Genomic DNA, 22,067 nt, shown 5'->3' with positions numbered 1-22,067 from the left:
ATGGAGTGGTTTTTGTTATGGTGGCGTCTAGGGAGGACGAGTTTCCGCTGACAGTTTGATTGCTTTCACTTACAGTTCCAGGACTTTCACTTACAGTCCACGCATTCACTTACAGTTTGATCGCTTTCACTGACAGTTCCGCTGCATTCACTTACAGTTCCAGGACTTTCACTGACAGTCCACGCATTCACTTACAGTTTGGTCACTTTCACTGACAGTTCCGCTGCATTCACTTACAGTTCCTGGACTTTCACTTACAGTTCACGCCTTCGCTGACAGTTTGGTCGCTTTCACTGACAGTTCCGCTACATTCACTTACAGTTCCTGGACTTTCACTGACAGTTTCGCTGCTTTCACTTACAGTTCCAGGACTTTCACTGACAGTCCACGCCCTCGCTTACAGTTTGATCGCTTTCACTGACAGTTTCGCTGCTTTCACTGACAGTTCTAGGACTTTCACTGACAGTTCACGCATTCGCTGACAGTTTGGTCGCTTTCACTGACAGTTCCGCTACATTCACTTACAGTTCCTGGACTTTCACTGACAGTTTCGCTGCATTCACTGACAGTTCGGCTACTTTCACTGACAGTCCATCACCTCGAAAATAATAGTAGTCTATTATTCCTTCACTTACAAAAAGAGCCTTTCTTAAAAAGAAAGACTCTAGACTATCCGTCAAGGACAGTTTATTCGATTTCCGACAATATAAAATGCCGTCTTAAACTTACCTTTTTTAACCAGATTCGACTTCGAGAGTACGTAACAGGCTGCATTTCCATTCTTCAATCTCAAAAAATTTCTACATTCCTCATTATTCATCGAATTTTTAACAAGCATAAACCAGTCCTGAATAGCTTCATTATAGGGATCATCAGCTTTCTTTGAGCAACTTGGACAATACCAAGTCTCTCGATTTTTCTGTCGGAGTTGCCCATGGCAATCAGGACAGAGTAAGCCTTTCCGTAAGTCACTCGGACTAATATGATAAAAGGAGCAAAGTGGAAACGGATTAAATTGCTGTTGTTCAACAATCATTTGTCTTGTTATAGTTTCAATTTGACTAGACGTTAGAATTCTTTCAAATGGTTGCAACTTTTGAAGATAAAAAGGAATTTGTTTTTTATAAATAATAGGGAAATCATCTGGGGCATCTATCACTTTTGTATTTGGATTAGCGAGAACAAGTAAGCCTAGTGTTTTCAAATGAATGCCCCGCTGACGAAACCATTCATCAAGATTCGACTTATTCGATTCAATCTGATGGACCGGGCAATCGAGGACCACTTCGTCACCAGTTTTGAGTACTTGTTCTAGATGAGGAGGATTTGGTACAAATCGGACTGTATCCTTAAGATTTTTCACCTCGACAATTAAGACATATCGTTCCGTGATTACCAAAGTGTCTATTTGAAATGTGAATTTTGGGGAAGTAGACAAATGTACATCAGTAAAAACTTTCATCATTTGAGGGAATTGCGTCCTCTCAATATAAGCATCGGCGTTGCATTCGCCCGAATAGCCGGCTCCAATTCGATAAAGTTGGTTTTGTAAAAACTGCACTTTTCGATGTTCAGGAGGAAGCCGGGCGATTAGGCGTGGAATTCCTTTGAGTAAAATTGGTTTTTTTCGTTGAATAGTAATGCTTATGATATCCAACCCCTTCTACGTAAACTGATAATTCTATTTAATTATACTGAAAAGGACAGTAATTGACAATAGTTATCCAAATTCCCCGGATTCATTTACTACCGAATCACATAGCCTTATAACAAAAAAGAGCATCCTACTCCTGGGGGGGAGTGAATGCTCTTTTACAAAGGGAATGGGAGAAATGTTCACGTTCAAACAAAAGGGGTGTATGTTTGGTATGTGATCTATTTCACATCCTTACCTTATCACAAAATAATAGTAACAGCAACTTTTCACAATACAATTCACATGAATGTCACATTTCAAATCATTGTTAAACCCACAGCCTCATAGTTATACAACAGGATGCACTAATATATAACAGAGACGTACTCGCTTAACAATATACCCATTAAATTATTTTTATATAATAAAATACAGCCCTACATAACAAATAGGGCTGTAAGATAGTATGATTTAGTTTTTCAAAAGAAGTGACTCAAGCTCATTTAACTTCTCTTCAAATACACGGCATGCCTCTTCAATCGGCGCAGCACTTGTCATATCAACGCCTGCTTTTTTTAGCACTTCAATCGGATAATCAGAAGAACCTGCTTTCAAGAAGTTATTGATATAACGTTCAACAGCTGGCTCACCTTCTGTTAAAATTTGATTGCTGAGCGCTACTGCTGCACTATAGCCTGTCGCATATTGATAGACATAATAATTATAGTAGAAGTGTGGAATCCGTGCCCATTCGAGACCAATCTCTTCATCAACAACAAGATCATCACCAAAATACTTTTTATTGAGCGCATAATACTCTTCAGTTAGTTTTTCAGCCGTTAAGGCAACACCTTGCTGATCCAACTCGTGAATCAAATGCTCAAATTCAGCAAACATCGTTTGACGGAATACGGTTCCACGGAAACCATCTAGCCAATAATTCAACAGATAAATACGTTTTTGTTCATCGTCAATCGTTTTTAGCAGGTGATCATTCAACAGTGCTTCATTCACAGTCGATGCAACTTCCGCTACAAAGATTGAATAACCGCTATAAATGAATGGCTGGCTTTTACGCGAGTAATAACTATGGACACTGTGGCCGAATTCATGTGCCAATGTGAACAAGTTGCTGACGTTATCTTGCCAATTCATTAAAATATACGGGTTGGTACCATAAGCTCCAGAAGAATATGCACCCGAGCGTTTGCCTTTATTTTCACGAACATCGACCCAACGATTATCCAGTCCTTCTTGAACAATCGATACATAGTCTTCTCCGAGCGGATGGAAGCTATCAAGCATCGTCTGAGCTGCTTCTTCGTATGGGATCTCCATATCGACATCTTTTACAAGCGGTGCGTACATATCCCACATGTGAAGATCCTCAAGTCCAAACACTTTTTTACGAAGCGCCACATAACGCTGAAGCAAGTGCACATTTTTATTAATTGTAGAGACTAGATTTTCATAAACCTGTTCCGGAATATGATTATTGGACATCGCAGCTTCACGTGCAGATGAATAGTTACGGATACTAGCGTTGACGTTATCACGTTTCACATTTCCAGAAAGGGTCGATGCGAATGTATTTTGAAATTCTCCATATTTGGAGTACGTCGCTTTAAACGCATCTTCTCGAACGCGAGCATCATCACTCTCTAAAAATCGAATATAGCGACCGTGCGACAACTCAACTTCTTCTCCATTTTCGTCTTTCACCATTGGAAACGTTAAATCTGCATTGTTCAACATACTAAATGTTTCTGAAGATTGACCTGTCACCTCAGATAACTGCGCAAGAAGTGCTTCCTGTTCAGCTGGTAGAACATGAGGTCTTTGCGTATTAATTTCTTCAAATTCCTGCTTATACAAACGCAATCCCTCATGCGTCTCCACTTGCTTGTTCAATTCCGCTTCATCCATTGCCAGTAGCTCTGGTAGGAAAAATGATAAAGCTGTAGATACTTTTACGTAGAGTGATTTCACACGGCTATCCATCGCCTGATAGAAGCTATTTGTCGTGTCTTGGTCCGTCTTTAAATGTGCATATGTGTAGAGACGGCGTAATCTTTCTGAGAGCGTATCACGGTAAACTAGTGCATCGTAGAGCGCATCTGCTCCGTTATGCAGTGTTCCTTTGTAGGTCGCCGCCTTATTTGAGAATTCCTCAACATCCGTATAGGCTTGTTCCCACGCCTCATCTGATGCGAAGATGTCCTCTAAGCGCCAAGTCTCCTCCACTTTCACTTCATCACGTGTCAATACTTTGTTATTAGTTTCAGTCGTCATCGATAATCCCCCTTCTCCCGTTACTTCGGGAAACGAATCAGTTCTATTTTCTCAATTTTCATACCGCTTTGCAAGTAATCTTTCTGATAATACACGAAAAATCATTTTATCATTGATTACAGAACTATTTTGAAATGATTCAATTCCTTCCGCTATGAGTAAATCTCGATAGGCCACACACGCTTGTAGTCTTCCTATAGATACACCTTCTATACTCGACAAATAGCCACGAATTTGATTTTCCGTTAAATCACTGAAACGGATTCCCCTCCACTTCATAAAATGGATAAGTCCCAATTGCCATTCACAATCATGCTCTCGAAACGACTCGCTAAATGTCACGGGGATTCCAATCCATAAGGGAAGATTCGTTGGATGAACACGCATTTCATAACATATTTTCAAAAAAGAATCATTTACCCCTCTTCGATTTAATAAAATACGTGATTGTAGAAAATCATTACGCATGGATACATAAATGGCTACATATTGATGTAACTCTTCCTTAGATGGGGCTTTAGGTTTTGCAAACGGAAATACTTGCTTCGATAACGGTAATGACCGATGGATACCAATATATCGTTTTCCTGCAACGTGGATCAAACTAGAAAAATAATGGAAGCGTTCTTTTTGGGGATTGTACGTGAGAAATGTATAAGCTTCAGGGTATGTGTGGGTTAAGAAGCTTTCGTGGAACTTAGAAAAATAGAACATACCAACAGCTTGAGGTAATGTTGTGAACTTTGCTGGGGTATGCAAAATCCATATCGGTTTCATTCCTATACTACGATAACCGTTAGACCTCGACTCCATGTCAGAGACAGGGATTGTACTGCACTGAAACTCAATAGGTGTTGAAGCCGATGTTGTTGTCACAAGAAGATCAGGGCGTTGTGACAACATACGCAAAAAAGGTTCAAGTTCGACATGCTTCGTCTGTTTTTGCAAAAAATGATACAACTGCAGCTTTCCTTGCAAATGTTCTTGCGTTTCACCTTCTGAAAAACAGGCTGAACAGCTAGTATCTTTTTTATGTGCGAAATGCGGAATCATAATTTCTCCAACTTTTAATTGAAGCGGGGATTTGCATTGAGGGCAATAGAATAATTCTGTCCTTCGCCATTTTTTCAACTGTTCCCTTGTTAACTCCGGTGTAAGAATAATGAGTTGTCCACTTGCTGATTTTGCTGTCAGTATACGAATTCCCTCCTTTTCACTTCAGTTAGACTTAGGCACTATAGTCTAATTGACTTTAATTTTACAAATTTTCTAATTAAATTGCAAGCACAAAAAACAGCTATCGCATTGATAGCTGTTTTGAACTTATTCACTTCGTTCCAAAGTAGTGTTGAATGTTCGTGAAAACATCTGCATCCATAATGACTTTACCATATTCCCCAAGTCGATGTTTCGTCAGGTTAGATGGCATTCCGAATTCAGAAATGACGCTGAACAAATCTGTTTTCCTCGCTTCATCCATTGTTTCATCCTCATATTCGATATGCAAATAATAATTATTTTCATATGCATAAAGGGATGATTTGACGATATACCCCTCCACTCGACTCGTTAATGGAATGAGGTCATCGAATTCTTTGAAGACAAATACATTATCGAGCCACTCTTGTGCACCAACATTCACATCCGGTATCATCTCTTCATCGTCTGCAAACATCCCACTGTCATTTGGAAATAATTTTCTTGGATCATCTATGCCAAAAGGTGAGTCGACCGGTTCGCCATCTTCGGACATTTGTGCTCGTGTAACTGTCACTTCAATTCCACCGCTCATTGCATGCACCTGAATCCATAATGGTCCTTCGATTTCAAACTCTGACTCGTCATTGACTTCGTCCATCATCTCCCAGAAGAGTTCCTCACTTTTGTCGCGATTATACCAAACTTCCTCCCGTGTAAAGCCGCGCTCTTCAATATCAATATATGAAAGAAAAAATTTAACTGTATTTTCGTTAATGCGCTCTATTTCCATCCTTTTTCTCTCCTTTCCTCTAAAACAGGATTTGACCGGTTCCCCTCAATCAATGTGTGTAAAAATCCTGCAATGCTTATACTTAATATATGACCATCCTACGAGATTTGAAAGGGTTCTGCCTCAGGATGAATAATTTTGATAGTAATAGCATTGTAGAAAACATCCTCTGGGAAAGCAAGAGAAATCAATTACACCACGGCGTAATTGCGTCCAGATTTTGAATCGAGCTTGAGGCCTGCATGATGCCGGTCATGCAACGGGGAAGGATTGAATTGCATCCTTCCTTGTTGCCGCAGGACGCGGCGAACCTAGGTTGCCTTCATAACTCCTTTCAAAATCTGTGACATCCGCTAAATACAAATAAAAAAGCTGATAGGTTTACGGCATTTTTCAATGTCAATTCCCATCAGCTTCACACTATTGTTGGATTAGTTTACCATGCGCCGCGCTTCAAGCAGCTGATAGGCTCTTACTTTTCTCGGTAGGAATCGACGAATCTCATCTTCATTATACCCCACCTGCAACCTTTTTTCATCGAGAATAATCGGTCTTCTCAAAAGGCCAGGATGTTCCTGGATTAGCTCGTATAGACGTTGCAATGGAAGACTTTCTACATCAACATTCAGCTTTTGGAAAATTTTCGAACGCGTTGAAATAATTTCGTCCGTTCCATCTTCTGTCATACGAAGAATTTCTTTTATCTCGTCAATATTCAAAGGTTCAGAAAATATATTTCGCTCTGTATACGGAATTTCGTGTTCCTCTAACCACGCTTTTGCTTTCCTACATGATGTACAGCTTGGGGATGTGAATAATGTTACCATCATATGCTGACACTTCCTTTCAGTCGGATTAAATGTTAGAAATTATATTTGTACATATTGAATTAGAATAATTTTAATGTGGTTACTACTAAAGCCTATTATACACATATTCATTACCGATGAATACACTTTTTAAAAATAAATTGCCAAACTGTAGCATTTTGTCACAATTCCACAATACTTAACGGCTTTGCTGCAACTCAATAACATATGCATTTCTGCTCTATACTGTTATACCCAGCAGCTCAAGTTTTTAAACATCTGATTTGTCAAACAAAATACTTTCTCATTTAGGTGACTGCTAATTGAAAATAATTATTGGTCCTTCTCTTATATAATACGTTTGTCGATGGGTAAAGGTTTCATTTAAATTCAAAAAAGTTTCAGGCTATAGTTTGAATTTCAAAATCATTTCTTGTAGATTCTCTGCCATACCAGCCAAAACTGTGGCTGAGGATGAAATTTCTTCCATGGAAGCTAATTGCTCCTCAGATGCTGCTGATATATTTTGGGTACCGGAAAGTGTACGATTTGAAATATCTGAAATATGACTAATCGATTCCACGACATCAACCGTACCTTCTATCATCTGATTTGTTGAAGTTAAAACTTCCATAGACTTTTCTGCTACATCGTTTAAATCATGCTTGATTTCTGCGAAGAGTTGACCTGCTACATGTACGATTTGAACACCATCTTCTACTTCTTTTTGGCCTTTTTCCATCATCCGGATTGAATTATTTGACTCCATTTGGACATTTGAAATAAGCTGTGTAATTTGCTGGGCGGAATGGGACGATTGTTCTGCAAGATGGCGCACTTCATTTGCGACGACAGCAAATCCTTTCCCTTGTTCACCTGCACGTGCTGCTTCGATTGCAGCATTTAAGGCGAGTAAATTGGTTTGTGCGGCTATACCAGAGATGACTTCAACAATCTGATCGATTTCTTTTGAACGTTCACTCATTCCGGTAATAGAGGTTGACAATTCTTTCATTGTTTCATAAATGGATTCCATTTGGATGACAGTCGATTGAATCGTTTCATTTCCAGTTCCTGCTTTCCCTAATGCTTGTTCAGATAAAGTGGAAGTCAGTTTTGCATGAGATGCTATCTGGTTTACATTCATAGAAAGCGTATCGGTATTTTGAACAGTACGTTCAACAGTTCCCATTTGCACCTCTGCCCCACTGGCCACTTCTTCGACTGTCAGTGTAATATGTTCGGAAGCTTGACTAGATTGTTCGGCACTAGCCATTAATTCTTCCGATGCAGCTGAAACTTGGGATGAATTTTCTCCGATTTGCGTAATCAACTGATGAAGATTTTGCTGCATCTTGTTTAAACTATCTGCCAAATAGCCTGTTTCGTCAGAGCTAGTTATGATGAGTGGATTGACGCTGAAATCCCCATCAGAGAACGCTTTCACTTGGTCGGTTACTTGACGAATAGGTCGGCTGATTCGGGAGGCTATGAATAGCGCCACAGCAAGGATAACGAGTACGGATACACCAAAAATAATTACGCTGAATAATTTCGTTTTCTCTGTTGCTGAAAGAATAGCTTTCATTGGTGAAACGAAATAAAGGCCGTAATCAACAAGCTCGATTGGCGCAGCAGAAACAAGCATGGCATCAGACTTTTTACCAATTGTGGTATAGCCACTAGAGCCTTTTCCTTCTTCAAATACAGTTAGCCATTTCGCATCTAAATTAGATTCGTCCAGTGACTTTCCAATAAGATCAGCATTCGGATGAACTTGGATGACATCACTGCTGTCAACTATAATAGGCTGTAAATTCTGATTTTCATTATTTAAATACTTATCCACAAGGTGATTAAAGTTTAGCGTCGCTACGAGTACACCTGTGATTTTCCCCGAAGAGGAAAAAACCGGGGTAGACAAAGCAATCATCTGATTCCCCGTCGTACCAGAGATTAACACATTTGAAATTGTGTCTTCTCCCTTCATCCCATTTTGAAAGTAGTTTCTTTCAGAAAGGTTTTGTACATCTATCTGTTCTTTAGTTGTATGTGCTCTCGCAATCCCTTCTGTGTCGACAAAAATAATGACCTCATACGCTGGATCCTGTTCTTTAATGATATTAACCAGCTGATTTTGCTTTTTAGAATCTAGTGATGTGATTTCTTCTGTCTTCGAAGCCAATTTGATTTCACTTGCCCGGCTTCCAATCCATTCCTCAATTCCTTGTGCAGTACTTTCAGTAAATTGTTGCATCGAATCCTCTTCCTGATTGACAATTTCACTCACAGAAGTATTGTAGATAACAATGGCTACAATAAACATCGGAACAAGGCTCACAAGTAAAAAACTTAAAATTAACCTTTGCTTAATAGTGACTTTAGTTCTATTTGACAACATTTCTATTCCCCCTTTATTTATAGTCATTTTTCACTATATCGGCTAAAGGATCAAAATTTTTAGCTCATTTAACAACTATTAGCAAATCCCCTTCGAAATTTGTTTAGTCACATAAATGCCACATCATAGTTAGTACATTCCCACTAGTAATCTAATTTCACTACCGGCCTATTGAACTGTAACTACACGTTTAACTAGGTAAACAAAAAACAGCAAGACAAATAGCCATCCTACGATAAAAATCTAGGAATGGCTATTTATTTTTATTGTATAATGAAACCACTAATTTTAGGTAGCGTCCTAATGATTTACTAATGAAAAAACGGTAAACTCTAGCACCAGGAACAGCAATATGACTCTAGTAAATTTACTTCTGCCGAAGGTTCACGGTTTATAATTAACGCCCTCTGAATACCGATTGCCTGCATTCCATAATAAATACTCGTTAATGCCATTATCCTTCAATCCTTTAATCTGTGCCTCGACTTCTGCCTTACCATAGCGCAAATAATTCCCTTTACCTAGCCAAGACGCACTGAAATCTTGAATCCACGGTCGGGAAACCGGTGGATTATCGAGTTCGGCTAATTTCGCATTCTCAACTTCGGCATATGCTGAAACGAGCTTGTACGGTTCTAGATCAGGCTTTGCAATACCGAAATATGACGTCCAATGACTTGGGTAAATCATTGATGAAATGACATCTACATTTTCGGATATCTTCGCGAAGTTCTGACCAATCCCAGGAGCTTCAGGAAGCGTTGCTGCATAGCCAAAAATATCGACGGATACTTGGACTCCATAAGGCTTCAATTGCTCTCTTGCATACGCTACGAAGTCTGTAATTGCTTCCACACGTCTTTGGACAGGATCGAGTTTCGACTCTTCGTAGGACTCGAACGTATACTCCAATGTATCATGACGCTTTTCAAATCCTTCTGGAAAACGAACATAGTCGAACTGGATTTCCTGAAAGCCCATTTTAGCGGCCTCAATTGCAATGGCAACATTATGATCCCATACTTCCTTCATAAACGGGTTAACAAAGGACTCCCCCCGCCCATTTTTCCATACGGTATCACCATCCAAAAAGGACAGCTCAGGACGCTTTTCTGCTAGCACACTATCTTTAAAGACGACAATTCGCGCAATCGGATAAATCTCTTTTTCTTCAAGTATTTTCAGCATAGCTTGCGGATCTTTTATGTAGGGCTTACCAATATCCATCGCTTTGAGCGGAGAATCATCGGCAGGTTTATAGGTAATATAGCCATAATCATCTTTAATATCAATGACCATCGCGTTTAAATCTGTCGTATCTAGTAAATTTGTCAAGTACGAGAAACGCTCTCCACCTGCTGAGTGCCCTGTTACGTAAACTCCGCGTACCGCATCCGGATACGTAAATGTTAGCCCAGAATCATAACGGAACAGCGTTGACGATGCGATGAGTTGGTCATCAATTGTTGCAAATCCATATGTACGTTGTGCAAAATCTTCTTCATCATCTTCAGCAGATGCCACCATCGGAATGGCCATTCCAGCGGCGAACAGCAACACAGACATCCATTTCATCACTTTCACATTTACACCAACCTCTCTATTTACCTATTCTAACAAAGCAAACATACGAATAATAGCGAACAATGCAAAAAGACCGGTTCTCTTATCGAAAACCGGCCCTCCCTATGATTATTTGATCAATTGCGCCTCGGCGTAATTGCGTTGGGATTTTGAATTGTGCACAGCGCAATTCACTCCCCTCAAAATCCCTAACATCCGCCGGAGGCTTAACTTGAATCAGCAGGGAGTTCGAACTCCCTCTGATTGAAATGCTCTTCTAGCATTCATCCCCCACTTATAGAAGTGGTAGATTTCTGCTGAATCAAGTTAAACGTATCAAATTCACGCTGTGAACAAAGAACAAAATGTCCTGGTGTTACTTCGCGCATAGTAACTTCCTCGTCCGGACCATACTCATGTACTTTCGGATCGTAGCCCTTACGTACTCGAGTGCGTTCATAATCAGGATCTGGCAATGGAATAGCTGATAACAGTGACTGTGTATATGGATGCAAAGGTGCCGTGTATATCGTTTCTGCTGGTCCAATCTCAACCAGCTTCCCAAAGTACATAACCCCAATTCGATCTGAAATATATTTAACCATCGACAAATCATGCGCGATGAATAAATACGTCAAGCCTTTTTCTTCTTGAAGCTCTTTCAACAAGTTAACGACTTGCGCTTGAATGGATACGTCTAGAGCAGAAATTGGCTCATCTGCAATGATGAATTCTGGTTCAACAGCTAATGCACGGGCAATCCCAAGACGCTGACGCTGACCACCGGAAAACTCATGCGGATAACGATTGGCGTGCTCACGGTTCAATCCAACCGTTTCGAGTAGCTCATGGACGCGCGCCGTACGTTCTTTCGGCCCTTTAACAAGTCCATGAATATCCAACCCTTCTGCAATAATATCCAGCACCTTCATACGAGGATTCAACGATGCATATGGATCCTGGAAAATCATTTGCATTTTACGATTAAATGCTTTCAGCTCTGTTTTCGATTTCTTTGCATGAACATTGACGCCATCATAAATGACTTCCCCACCTGTTGCATCATACAAACGGATAATACTGCGGCCTGTTGTGGATTTACCACAGCCGGATTCTCCCACAAGACCGAGCGTTTCACCCTTATAAATATCAAAAGTAACGCCGTCAACCGCACGTACTTCATTCTTTTTACCAACGTTAAAATACTGTTTTAAACTTTTAATTTCAAGTAATTTTTCAGCCACTACTGAACACCTCCTGCATTGCCTTCGTAATAGCGACTAGCTGGGTATCTCTTCATCCGTTCAATAATTGCTGCCGGCGGATCCACGGGTGGTGCATCTGGATGTAACAACCATGTTGCAGCGTAATGCGTTTCACTCACCTTAAAGAATGGTGGAACTTTTTCCATATCGATTTTCATGGCATATTCACTACGCAGTGCAAATGCATCCCCTTTAGGAGGGTCCAATAGGTCCGGTGGTGTTCCAGGAATTGCATACAACTTCTCTTCTGTTGCATCAAGCGATGGCATCGAGCTCAATAGCCCCCATGTATAAGGATGTTGCGGGTTGTAGAAGATTTCATCTACCGTACCGACTTCCACAATACGCCCACCGTACATAACTGCTACACGGTCTGCAACATTGGCAACAACGCCAAGGTCATGTGTAATAAAGATAATCGATGTATCAATCTTCTTCTGCAAATCCTTCATCAGCTCTAAAATTTGTGCTTGAATCGTTACGTCTAGCGCTGTTGTTGGCTCATCTGCAATCAAAAGCTTAGGATTACACGCAAGTGCTACAGCAATGACAATACGCTGGCGCTGACCACCTGAGAATTGGTGTGGGTATTGCTTCATACGCATTTCTGGTTGCGGCATACCAACAAGCCCTAACAATTCAACTGATTTCTTCCACGCTTCTGCTTTGCTCAGCTTTTGGTGCTTGAATAGGGGCTCCATAATCTGTTTACCAATTGTCATCGTCGGATTGAGTGACGTCATTGGATCCTGGAAAATCATTGAAATATCTTTCCCGCGAACTTTTTGCATCTCTCTTTCAGATATCTTCAACAGATCCTTACCGTCAAATAAAATCTCACCATTTTTATATTCCGTACTAGATTTCGGTAGCAGTCGCATAATCGACTTTGTCGTCACCGATTTACCAGACCCCGACTCCCCAACAATGGCAAGCGTTTCCCCTTTAAACACTTCAAAGTTAACGCCTTGGATGGCTTTCACTTCACCTGCAAATGTATGGAAGGAAAGCTCCAGGTTTTTCACTTCAACAATTTTCTCCATTTTGCTTTCCTCCTTTAATCTTTCATTTTCGGATCCAGTGCATCACGCAAGCCGTCTCCGATTAAGTTGAACGCAATCATTAGTAAACTCAAAAGAGCTGCTGGGAAAAACAGCATATACGGCTGATAAGATAGGAACTTATAACCATCATTAATAAGCGTTCCTAAAGATGCATGTGGAGCTTGAAGCCCAAGCCCAATGAAGCTTAAAAATGCCTCAAAGAAAATAGCAGTTGGAATCGTGAACATCATATTAATGATAATAATCGCCATCAAGTTCGGCAGTAAATGCTTACCAATAATCCGTGTATCACTAGCACCAAGTGTTTTAGCTGCCAAGACAAATTCTAAATTTTTATACTTCAGCACTTGTCCACGCACAATCCGTGACATCCCAATCCAACCGGTTATCGATATCGCAATGATGATTGATAAAATCCCTGGCTCCATGATCAAAATCATGAGGATAACAATGACTAGCGTTGGAATTCCAATCAATATTTCGACAATACGTTGCATAATATCATCGGTTCTACCCCCATAATAACCGGAAATCCCCCCATAAATAACACCTATCACTACGTCAATGACGGCTGCTACAAAAGCAATAAGTAAGGAAATTTGTGTCCCTTTCCACATTCGTGAAAATAAATCACGCCCAAGACTATCTGTCCCAAACCAATAGTACTCATCGACTTTCTTTACTTCGTAAAGGTCAAGTGTTTTTGAACCCAGTTTACCGACCCCATCAAAAATCCCTAACTTTTCAAGCCCAGGCACCTTAGGAGGTAAATTAGCATGCGGTACTCTGACTTCCTCCGGATCATGTTCAACCATAAATGGCCCAGCAAAAGCCATGAACAAGATAAAAATCAGGATAAACATACTGACAATCGCTGCTTTATTTTTACGGATACGCAGCCAAGCATCCTGCCAAAAGCTCAAACTCGGTTTTGAAATTTTCTCTGCATGTGAACTATCAATTGTAATCCGTTCAAATGAATCCTTTGGGAATTTCTCCATATTATTCGTCATTACTTGGAACCTCCAGACAAACGGATACGCGGGTCAATAATCCCATAAAGAATATCCACAATTAAAATAATTACAATCAAGAAAATGGAGAAGAACATCGTCGTACCCATAATAATCGCATAATCATCCGTATGGATAGATTTTACGAACTGTTCACCAATACCTGGTACCGCGAAAATCTGCTCAACGACCAATGATCCTGTCAATAATCCTGCTGCAACTGGACCAAGTATCGTAATAAGCGGAATAAGCGCATTACGGAACGCATGCTTGAAAGCGATTTCAAACCCATTGGCGCCCTTCGCTTTTGCCAATAAAATATAGTCCGAGCTTAATACTTCAATCATTTCAGTTCGGATAAATCTTGCTGCGATTGCGATAGGTCCCATAGCTAATGCGATAGATGGTAGAATACTCGATTTCCATCCTTCCCATAACCCAACCGGTAACCATTCAAAGTGCACTGCAAAGACATATTGTAACAGTACTGCGAAAACAAACGAGGGAACCGATATCCCAATAATCGCTATAATTGTACTGCCGTAATCCCAAACTGTGTTTTGTTTTAAAGCTGCAATCATTCCTAGAACAATACCGATCAATGTCCCAAAAATAAGTGCTTGGGTACCTAGAAGAGTCGAGACTTTTAACTTTTTGATGATTAAATCCTTTACATCGATATTTTTATATTGGAATGATTCACCGAAGTCGCCTTTAGCCAGGTTCCCCATATACCGGACATATTGCACCGGAATTGGATCATTCAAGCCATACTTTTCATAGACAGCCTCTCTTTGCTCAATGGATAATTTTGCTGCGGAAGCTAACGGGGACCCTGGAAGCATTTTCATAAGCACAAATGTAAATGACGCAATGAGAAATAGTGATAGGAACATATAAGCTATACGTTTTGTAATATACTTTGCCATGTTTGCACCTCCTGGATATCTTCAATGTACTCGAAATAACTTTCAATTCAAACAAAAAATACAATGAATTTTGAGATAGTTCACTCTCATTGAAAAAGAGAGTACATGGACAATAGCGACCATATACTCTCTTTTCTATGTGATTTCAAACTTTCAATTTCTTACTTTGCTTATTCAGCGATATATGTCCATTTGTAGCTATAGTCTCCACCGAATGGGTGTGTAGCAAGACCTTTTACATTAGGATTCATAAGAACCATTCTTCCACGTTGGTACTGTGGAACTACAGCTGTATCTTCGTCAAGAAGAAGTTTTTCAGCTTTTGCGAATGCTTCAAAACGTGCAACTGGATCGTTTGCAAGTGTTGTTTTTGTAGATTCAACAAGTGCATCGTATTCAGCGTTAGAGTAGTTCATTTTGTTTTGTGGACTAGTTGTTACAAACAATTCGATGAACGAAATTGGATCCTGGAAGTCAGGGCCCCATCCAGCTGATTGAACGTCATAGTCACTAGCATTGTCAAGATCAAGACGTACAGAGAATGGTACTTCTTTTAATTTGATTGTCAAACCTGGAAGGTTTTTCTCAAATTGTGATTTGAACCATTCTTGTTGTTTCTTAGCGTTTTCAGTGTCTCCGCCAAGAATTTCAATTTCTAATTTATCTACACCAAGTGCCTCTAGACCTTTTGCCCAGTACTCTTGTGCTTCTTCTGGATTATAAGCAGTGTGCTCTCCACTAAGCTCACGGAAATCTTTACCGTTTTCATCATATGTGAATTCTTTTGCAACTAGGAAATTAGCCGCGATAGAACCGTTTGCAAGTACTGCTTCTGCCATTTCTTCTTTGTCAAACGCACGTGCAAATGCTTTACGGATGTCTGCGTTTGCAAATGGTGTAGCTTCACCATTACGTTCTTGGTTAAGTTTGAAATAGAATACTGCTGTTTCAAGCTCATTGATAACGTTTGGATCATCTTGATATTGCATTGCATATTCAGCCGATAGTGTTACACGGTCTTTTTTACCTTGTTCATATAATTGAACAGCTGTTGAAGTTTCTTTTACAACGTCAACGTTGATTTCTTCAAGTTGTACTGTTGCAGCATCCCAGTACTTTTCGTTTTTAACATATTTCCAGTTACCTGTTCCATCCCAAGCAGATAGTTCGAATGGACCGTTATAAATCATATTATCAGAAGTCGTTGCATATGCATCGCCTTGTTCAGTTACAAATTCTTCGTTAAGTGGGTAGAATGTACCGAATGACATAAGTGACAAGAAGTAAGCCACTGGACGCTCAAGCTCAACAACAAGTGTTTTGTCATCTACTGCTGTAACGCCAAGATCTGCTAGTTCAGCAGTTCCTTCACCGATTTCAGTTGCATTTTTAATCATACCAGCCATCAAGAATGGTCCATAAGGAGAACCAGTATCTGGGTCAACAGCACGTTGCCAAGCATATACGAAGTCATGTGCTGTAACAGGTGTACCATTCGACCATTGTGCATCACGTATTTTGAACGTGTACGTTAGTCCGTCTTCACTAATTTCAGCGTCGCCATCAGCCATACCAGGTGTTGGCATACTGTCTGCATCTAGACGGTAAAGTCCTTCCATGATGTTGTTCAATACGTTGAAACCAACAGCATCTTCTGCAAGTGATGAGTCAACAGATGGAATTTCTGCCAATTCAATCAAGTTCAATACCTGTGGAAGCTCTTCCGCTGGTGCTTCGCTTGCCGGTTTGTCTTCTTCCTTAACCGGATCTTTAGCGCCTGCATCTTCTTCTTTTTTGTCGCCACACGCTGCAAGGAATGCGCTTAATACGAGCAAAATGCTCATAAGCCACATAAATTTGTGGTTTTTCAAATCAATAACCTCCTCAAAATTATCTGAAAACTACTTACAATAATATTATACAATGATTATTTCAGTTGTACATACCTTTTTAGAATTTCGTAGTGTTCTATGACAGATTTATCATTAAGAAGATGATTATATCAACGTTTATAACGTTATATTCCAATATTTCTGATTTTGTTCGGGAATCGAAATTATTGATTTTTCGATTAAAAAGCTATACTATTATTCTGAATTGAGGTGAAAATTTGAATAAAATTAGTAGAAATTTCTTTATTGCACAAATTATAAGTATCTTCATTATGCTTGTTTATTTTAAGGAGATGACATTACTCTCTTATATAAATTCATCATTCCTTGTTGGAGGAACTATTATTTTTATCGGTCTAGTTTCTTTTGTTTTCTCAACTGGTTTTTTTGATGTATTCACTGTCACAATGAGGAAAGCTGTAACGCCGAAACGCCGGATGAAAGATATCACGTCCATGCGAAAGCCTTCTGAAGTTTTTTCAGCACCTGTCTCACCTTTAATAGGAAGTGGTGCTCTTGTCTTATTTGTCATGGGCATTGGGCTTGTTATTTTTTACCTCTAATAGATGAAACGAATAGAATCAAGTTACGCCTATTGCAAACTTGGCATCATTGTATTATAATTTTGAAAACAGTTGAGCGAATGGCAATGAGGGAAATAGTATTTCAGCAGTCGTTTTTATAGAGAACCTGTGGTTGGTGCAAACAGGTAAACGATACTGGAGGAATGGGTTCCTGAGCCTGGCAAGTGAAATTCACGGAGTTTTAGACTCCCTAGTAGCTTGTCACGTCCCCCGCGTTAAGGGAATTTGAGTGGCCTTCGGGCAATTCGGGTGGTACCACGGTTGATGAAGCATCAGTCGTCCCTTTTACGGGGACGGCTGGTGTTTTTTTGCGCCTACAGGGGGGAGAGGATCAGTTCAATCCTTCTTTATTGCGACAGGACGTCGCGCACTTTAACCGCGGCAGTTATTAAAATTGGAGGAGATTTATTCATGAAAACCATTTTTTCAGGCGTACAGCCGACAGGCATCGTAACGCTTGGCAACTACATCGGGGCGTTCCGACAATTTACAGAGTTACAACACGAACAGCAATGCCTATTTTGTATCGTTGATCAGCATGCGATTACCATTCAACAAGATCCAACGGAGTTGGCAAAAGCAATCCGTTCGCTCGCTGCACTCTATGTAGCAACTGGCATTGATCCAGAAAAAGCAGTATTGTTCATCCAGTCCGAAGTCCCAGCACACGCACAAGCTGGATGGATTATGCAATGCATTTCGTATATTGGAGAACTGGAGCGCATGACACAGTTCAAAGACAAATCAGATGGAAAAGAAGGCGTTTCTTCGGCACTTCTCACATATCCACCATTAATGGCTGCCGATATTCTTCTATATAACACGGATATCGTTCCAGTCGGTGATGATCAGAAGCAACATGTTGAATTGACACGTGATCTGGCCGAGCGCTTTAACAAACGTTACGGGGAAGTACTAACGATTCCTGAAATTCGCATTCCGAAAAACGGTGCACGCATTAAATCGCTTCAAGAACCTTTGAAAAAAATGAGTAAATCCGATCCGAATAAAAAAGGCACAATTTCTCTTCTAGATACACCAAAAGAAATTGAGAAAAAAATTAAAAGTGCAGTCACCGATTCCGACGGTGTTGTAGCATATGACGTAGAAAATAAGCCTGGCGTCTCAAACTTGCTCACAATTGAATCGGCACTTAGCGGCGTTTCTATTGAAGATCTTGTTGCGAAATATGAAGGACTCGGCTACGGTGCATTCAAAGCAGGCGTTGCTGAAACAGTCATCAACCATCTGGCTCCAATTCAGGAAAGATATTACGAGCTTCTTGAATCACCTGTCCTTGATGACATTCTTGACAAAGGTGCAGCAAAAGCCCATGCCATCGCATCCGCTACCCTCGGGAGGATGGAAGCCGCGATGGGACTCGGACGTAAACGGTAAGAATTAGCGTGATTGCCGCTAGTACAAAGAGTATGAAATCAGCAGTATGCATAATGAAGTAGATGATCTGTCGCCATTCATAGCCGAGCGATTTGTAATTAATATACAAAATCATATTCGATACCGTAACGACAATTAGTCCATAACTGATAAGAAACAGGAACAGGCGTGTCATTGTACATCGTCCTTTGAATTTTCTTTAATTATATGACGGCATGGCCCCCTTTTAGACGAAGGGGGCTTTTATTATTGAGAGGGCTGGGGGACTGTCAGGGTAAGTTCGAAAACTGGAAGAGTAAAACGCTGAGCTGTAAGAGAAAGTCGGGGAACTGTAAGAGTAAACGCGAACTGTCAGGGTAAGTCGGCTAACTGTAAGAGTAAAGCACTGAACTGTCAGAGTAAGTCGAGAAACTGTAAGAGTAAACGCGAACTGTCAGGGTAAGTCGGCTAACTGTAAGAGTAAAGCACCGAACTGTCAGAGTAAGCCGGGAAACTCTAAGGGCAAACTCCCCCGTCCCAATCAAATCAAAAAAAGACGCCCCATCTAACAGGACGCCTTAGCTTAATTCAAATTAGATCTTTTTAAAAACAAGTGATGCGTTATGTCCGCCGAAGCCTAGTGAGTTGCTCATCGCATACTCGATGTCCGCTTTACGTGCACCTTCTGTCACATAATCAAGATCACATTCTGGATCTGCATTGACAAAATTCGTTGTCGGAGGCAAAATGCCTTCCTGCAACGCCTTCACTGTGAAAATTGCTTCCAGTCCACCTGCCGCACCAAGTAAATGGCCTGTCATGGATTTCGTCGAACTCATCGCAAGCTTATACGCATGCTCGCCGAAAACCGTTTTCGCCGCCATTGTTTCGAATAAATCATTATACGGCGTACTTGTTCCATGTGCATTGATATAGTCAATTTGATTTGGATTAACAGCACTTTGTTCAATCGCCTGTGCCATTGCGCGTGCACCGCCTTCTCCACCTGGAGCTGGTGCCGTAATATGATGCGCATCGCCTGTTGAACCATAGCCAACTAGTTCAGCATAGATTTTCGCACCGCGAGCTATTGCATGTTCATATTCTTCAAGAATCAAAATACCCGCACCTTCACCAATTACAAAACCATCACGCTCTGCATCGAATGGACGTGAAGCCGTCGCCGGATCCGGATTCAATGACAACGCAGTATTGGCACAAAAACCAGCAACCGACATCGTCGTAATCGGTGCTTCCGCTCCGCCCGTAATCATCACATCTGCATCTCCACGGCGAATTACTTCAAACGCATCTCCAATAGAGTTTGTACCAGACGCACAAGCTGTTACCGTACAAGAGTTAATGCCCTTCGCACCCAGATGAATCGATACTTGACCCGAAGCCATATCTGGAATCATCATCGGAACGAAAAACGGACTGACACGACGATAGCCTTTTTCAAGGAATGTCTTGAATTGCTGTTCATGTGTCTCCATTCCACCGATTCCAGAGCCAATCCAAACACCCGTCCGCAATGCCAAGTCACCCTCAAGTTCAAGATTGGCATCTTTCATAGCCATAACGGAAGCTGCTAGCGCATAATGTGTGAAACGATCCATTTTACGCGCATCTTTACGCGAAATATATTCTTCTATATCAAAATCCTTTACTTCTGCCGCTACTTTCACTGGAAACTGCTCACTGTCGAGCCTCGTTAATGGCCCAACACCAGATTTCCCTGCTAAAACCGATTGCCATGACTCCTCAGCTGAATTCCCGACCGGAGAAATAGCTCCGATTCCTGTTACTACTACACGTCTTTTTTCCATGTGACAATACTTCCCTTCTACCTAATTAATGAACCCATTCCCCATAGTTCCCCATTGTTTTTATTACAATCAATTATCTTCCCCACTTAATGCACAAAGCACCCCATGTGAGACCTCCACCAAATCCGACCATCACAAGTATATCATCATCCTTCACTCGACCTTCAGCTAAATCATCAACAAGTGAAATTGGAATCGAGGCTGCCGAGGTATTGCCATATTTATGAACCGTTTTCGACATCTTTTCAACCGGTAAGCCAAGACGCTCACGAGAAGCCTCCATAATACGGATATTGGCCTGGTGTGGAATTAAGAAATCGACATCTTCCTTCTCCAGTCCTGCTTTTTCAATAACATTGACAGCTGATTCACCCATTTGACGAACAGCGAATTTAAATACTTCGCGACCATTCATATGAAGATACTTATCTTGGTACAGATGTTTCCCCCCACTGCCATCCGCTCCAAGTTCAAATGATAAAATTCCTCGACCTTCACTTACCTTACCAACAATTGCCGCTCCAGCGCCATCGCCAAATAAAACAGCTGTATTGCGATCTTCCCAATCCGTGATTTTAGATAATTTTTCAACGCCTACAACAAGTATATAATCATAGACACCTGACTCCACAAACTGCTTCGCTGTCACAACTCCATACATGAAGCCCGCACATGCCGCAGAAATATCCATTGCAGCAGCATTTTTTGCGCCTAAACGTTCTTGTATCATCGTTGACACAGACGGAAATGGACGATCCGGTGTAACTGTCGCAACAAGTATTAAGCCAATTTCCTCTGCTTTAATCCCAGCATGTCGAATCGCTTCTACCGCTGCATTATAAGCCATGTCAGATGTATCCATTGAATCATCCGCAATCCGTCTCTCTTCTATACCGGTCATCGTTCGAATCCATTCATCCGATGTATCCATACGTTTTTCAAGGTCCGCATTCGTCAAAATTTGTGACGGTACGTATTTACCGACGCCAATAAGACCAGCATTCATACCAACATCTCCCGTTCTTATCATCTATTATTAGTACCTGGTATCAATCATAAAAGAAATGCGCACATTTTACAACCCACCGACACTTTTTAGTCAAATAAAGTGACTATTTACGTGGATATTTGTTTCTCCAATAGGCTCGCTATGATATGATGAAGGATGAAATAATATTGTAGAGGTGAATTCAATGAGATATATCATGACACTCTTTTGGGCTTTCGCTTTAGTCGCGATGTTAAACTACGTTGCCGGATCAATCGCCAACGTTGAGTTCAATTTTTCAGCAGGTATAATCGTTGCGGTTGTCGCCGCGCTATTAGTCATCTTCATTGGTGAGGCTTTGCCAGAAGGCGAGATTGCTGATCATTAATCAACAACAAAAACCATCTCCCTCGGCGGAGATGGTTTTTTGTTTGC

The 22,067-nt window shown here is 40.8% G+C and carries 17 protein-coding genes and 1 other annotated feature; of the genes, 3 read left to right on the top strand and 14 right to left on the bottom strand.

The annotated features are described in order from the left end of the window. Positions 1 to 676: 676 nt before the first annotated feature. The 12 genes from N1I80_RS22855 to N1I80_RS22800 form a co-directional block, all read right to left on the bottom strand. On the bottom strand, positions 677 to 1,561 hold the full coding sequence (locus tag N1I80_RS22855; protein ID WP_340740332.1) for a nuclease-related domain-containing protein: 885 nt from the start codon (positions 1,559 to 1,561) through the stop codon (positions 677 to 679). A gap of 546 nt (positions 1,562 to 2,107) precedes the next feature. After that, positions 2,108 to 3,928, bottom strand: a complete 1,821-nt coding sequence (gene pepF / locus N1I80_RS22850) for an oligoendopeptidase F (protein ID WP_340740275.1) — start codon at positions 3,926 to 3,928, stop codon at positions 2,108 to 2,110. A 51-nt stretch (positions 3,929 to 3,979) separates the two neighbouring features. After that, positions 3,980 to 5,089, bottom strand: coding sequence for a competence protein CoiA (locus N1I80_RS22845; protein WP_445683722.1), 1,110 nt, complete (start codon positions 5,087 to 5,089; stop codon positions 3,980 to 3,982). Positions 5,090 to 5,255: 166 nt separating this feature from the next. After that, a complete protein-coding gene (gene mecA, locus N1I80_RS22840; RefSeq protein WP_340740274.1) occupies positions 5,256 to 5,918 on the bottom strand; it encodes an adaptor protein MecA in 663 nt (220 codons plus the stop codon). A gap of 431 nt (positions 5,919 to 6,349) precedes the next feature. Beyond that, positions 6,350 to 6,745, bottom strand: a complete 396-nt coding sequence (gene spxA / locus N1I80_RS22835) for a transcriptional regulator SpxA (protein ID WP_186669618.1) — start codon at positions 6,743 to 6,745, stop codon at positions 6,350 to 6,352. A 388-nt stretch (positions 6,746 to 7,133) separates the two neighbouring features. Beyond that, positions 7,134 to 9,128, bottom strand: coding sequence for a methyl-accepting chemotaxis protein (locus tag N1I80_RS22830; protein ID WP_340740273.1), 1,995 nt, complete (start codon positions 9,126 to 9,128; stop codon positions 7,134 to 7,136). Positions 9,129 to 9,512: 384 nt separating this feature from the next. Beyond that, on the bottom strand, positions 9,513 to 10,667 hold the full coding sequence (locus tag N1I80_RS22825) for a putative glycoside hydrolase (protein WP_445683721.1): 1,155 nt from the start codon (positions 10,665 to 10,667) through the stop codon (positions 9,513 to 9,515). Between the two features lie 308 nt (positions 10,668 to 10,975). After that, positions 10,976 to 11,935: an ABC transporter ATP-binding protein gene (locus N1I80_RS22820; protein WP_340740272.1), complete on the bottom strand. Its 960-nt coding sequence runs from the start codon at positions 11,933 to 11,935 to the stop codon at positions 10,976 to 10,978. Then, positions 11,935 to 12,999 (bottom strand): ABC transporter ATP-binding protein, encoded by a 1,065-nt coding sequence (locus N1I80_RS22815; RefSeq protein WP_340740271.1) that lies wholly within the window; start codon positions 12,997 to 12,999, stop codon positions 11,935 to 11,937. Before N1I80_RS22815 ends, N1I80_RS22820 begins: the two co-directional genes overlap by 1 nt. Before the next feature lie 14 nt (positions 13,000 to 13,013). Continuing rightward, on the bottom strand, positions 13,014 to 14,033 hold the full coding sequence (gene opp3C / locus N1I80_RS22810; protein ID WP_340740270.1) for an oligopeptide ABC transporter permease: 1,020 nt from the start codon (positions 14,031 to 14,033) through the stop codon (positions 13,014 to 13,016). Further along, on the bottom strand, positions 14,033 to 14,962 hold the full coding sequence (opp3b, locus tag N1I80_RS22805) for an oligopeptide ABC transporter permease (protein WP_340740269.1): 930 nt from the start codon (positions 14,960 to 14,962) through the stop codon (positions 14,033 to 14,035). The genes opp3C and opp3b overlap by 1 nt, the downstream gene beginning before the upstream one ends. A gap of 170 nt (positions 14,963 to 15,132) precedes the next feature. Beyond that, positions 15,133 to 16,833, bottom strand: coding sequence for a peptide ABC transporter substrate-binding protein (locus N1I80_RS22800; protein ID WP_340740268.1), 1,701 nt, complete (start codon positions 16,831 to 16,833; stop codon positions 15,133 to 15,135). A gap of 239 nt (positions 16,834 to 17,072) precedes the next feature. Between N1I80_RS22800 and N1I80_RS22795 the strand changes: the two genes are divergently transcribed. Both N1I80_RS22795 and trpS read left to right on the top strand, forming a co-directional pair. Continuing rightward, positions 17,073 to 17,417 (top strand): DUF3899 domain-containing protein, encoded by a 345-nt coding sequence (locus N1I80_RS22795; protein ID WP_340740267.1) that lies wholly within the window; start codon positions 17,073 to 17,075, stop codon positions 17,415 to 17,417. A 77-nt stretch (positions 17,418 to 17,494) separates the two neighbouring features. Further along, positions 17,495 to 17,725, top strand: a binding site (T-box leader). Between the two features lie 124 nt (positions 17,726 to 17,849). After that, positions 17,850 to 18,836, top strand: coding sequence for a tryptophan--tRNA ligase (gene trpS / locus N1I80_RS22790; RefSeq protein WP_340740266.1), 987 nt, complete (start codon positions 17,850 to 17,852; stop codon positions 18,834 to 18,836). Between the two features lie 572 nt (positions 18,837 to 19,408). Here the strand turns inward: trpS and fabF are convergent. Together fabF and N1I80_RS22780 are read right to left on the bottom strand one after the other, a co-directional pair. Next, positions 19,409 to 20,644, bottom strand: a complete 1,236-nt coding sequence (fabF, locus tag N1I80_RS22785) for a beta-ketoacyl-ACP synthase II (RefSeq protein WP_340740265.1) — start codon at positions 20,642 to 20,644, stop codon at positions 19,409 to 19,411. 73 nt (positions 20,645 to 20,717) lie between these two features. Then, complete coding sequence (locus N1I80_RS22780; protein ID WP_340740264.1) at positions 20,718 to 21,650, bottom strand: beta-ketoacyl-ACP synthase III; 933 nt, start codon at positions 21,648 to 21,650, stop codon at positions 20,718 to 20,720. A 187-nt stretch (positions 21,651 to 21,837) separates the two neighbouring features. Here N1I80_RS22780 and N1I80_RS22775 point away from each other — a divergent pair, with 187 nt between their 5' ends. Next, a complete protein-coding gene (locus N1I80_RS22775) occupies positions 21,838 to 22,020 on the top strand; it encodes a YjzD family protein (RefSeq protein WP_340740263.1) in 183 nt (60 codons plus the stop codon). Positions 22,021 to 22,067: the final 47 nt, after the last annotated feature.

This window comes from Sporosarcina sp. FSL K6-3457 (assembly GCF_038007285.1).
Lineage (GTDB): Bacteria > Bacillota > Bacilli > Bacillales_A > Planococcaceae > Sporosarcina.
The sequence above is the reverse complement of the archived record's forward strand: the minus strand, read 5'-3'. Positions and strand labels throughout refer to the sequence as shown.